Genomic DNA, 1624 nt, shown 5'->3' on the forward strand with positions numbered 1-1624 from the left:
TCTGGTGATGTCTCTGATGTTGTTCCTTCGGCAGGCTCAGGACAGGCTCTTGAGTTTGTTCAGTGATTTCGTGCTTATACCCTTATACTTGCCCTTGAAATCGTATCCGAGAAACCTGAAACCTCTTTCGAAGTTGGTGAGCTTGGTTTTATCCTCGCTCAGCTTCATTCCAAGTTTCCCTGCAATGATTTCTTTGACATAGCTGAGGGCGGCTGGGAGTTCATCTTTTGTTTTAGTCATGACAACGAAATCATCGGCGTATCGGACAAACTTATATCCAGCCTTTTCAAGTTCCTTGTCGATGATGTCACCGATAAGGTTTGCAAGCAAAGGGGAAATGACGCCTCCTTGCGGAGTGCCTTTGTTTGTCTCGTGCACGATGCCGTCCTCCATGACCCCTGCTTTGAGCATGTTCTCAATACTGTTCAAAACCCATCCATCAGCGATTTTCTCACGTAAGGAGTCCATAATAAGCTTATGGGGTATGGTGTCATAGAATGCCATTATATCGGCATCAAGGACGCTGGTATACCCTTCCTGCTTATACTGTTCAAGCCGTTTGATAGCATCGTGACAGCATCTGTCAGGGCGAAATCCAAAGCTGTTATCTGAGAATCCTTTCTCAAATATTGGCTCTATGATTTGCCTGAATGCCTGCTGTACAATCCTGTCCTTAACAATGGGAATGCCAAGAGGTCTCTTGTCATGCCTGCCTTTGGGGATGTATACCCGCAGGACAGGCGCAGGGTTGTATATGGCAGTCTTGAGTTCCTGATGGATACTCATGATATTCACATCAAGATTGGACTCAAATTGCTTAATACTTACCCTGTCAAGACCAGCTTTGCCTTTATTCTTCTTTACGTGTTTGAAAGCAGCATAAAGGTTTTTCAGACTAAACACCTTGTCTCTTAATGAATGATACTTAAGCATCTCTCGATATATTCCTTTCGATTGATTACGGATAATAGATTTGTCAATCGTGTTTCCTGGGTACGGATTCTCCCAAACATAGGCAAAACAAGAGAGGCTCTTGTTACTGCTTACCTACGCAAAAGAGTTTCTTTTCTCATTGAACGTATTCAATCTGCCACTTTCATCAATTCCACTACGGTTATGCCCCTTTCATTTCCGATTCACACCGGAAACTATTATGAGCAATGCTGACGACTTCAAAGATAGACTTGTGAGAGAAGCTTGTCTATCACCATCTCATACAGCTCGGACTTCGGAATTTCCTTATACCTTGCTGTTAGGGAATTTTGCCCAAGACGTAAGTCCTCCCCCGGTCATATGGATTACCCCTTTTCCCTTCGTGATGTATGTTCAAACGCATTAACCAGAGATGGTTTTACTTAATCTGTTTATCCATCTCCAACAAAGGACATTGTCAGTGCTTCGCTGAGAAATGGCAGTTGGCACGGAATAACACGCCACACTCATACACCCCAAAAGGTCGTCTGTACCTCGTAACTCCGTCATACCCCTCACGGGTATATGCTATCTTTCTACGCATACGGATTGCTCCATTGTGTGCGCATAGGCACAAACTTCTCTACGAGGATTAGGCTCGCAGAGGTGGTATTTTCAACCACTCAGGTATTCCATACTTCAAGGCACTCAT

The 1624-nt window shown here is 44.2% G+C and carries 1 protein-coding gene; it reads right to left on the reverse strand.

The genetic code is table 11. The features are described 5' to 3' along the window. Positions 1-36: 36 nt before the first annotated feature. A complete protein-coding gene (gene ltrA, locus QZT26_RS17525) occupies positions 37-933 on the reverse strand; it encodes a group II intron reverse transcriptase/maturase (RefSeq protein ID WP_099323530.1) in 897 nt (298 codons plus the stop codon). Positions 934-1624 lie beyond the last annotated feature (691 nt).

Source organism: uncultured Candidatus Kuenenia sp. (assembly GCF_900696675.1).
Classification (GTDB): Bacteria; Planctomycetota; Brocadiia; order Brocadiales; family Brocadiaceae; genus Kuenenia; species Kuenenia stuttgartiensis_A.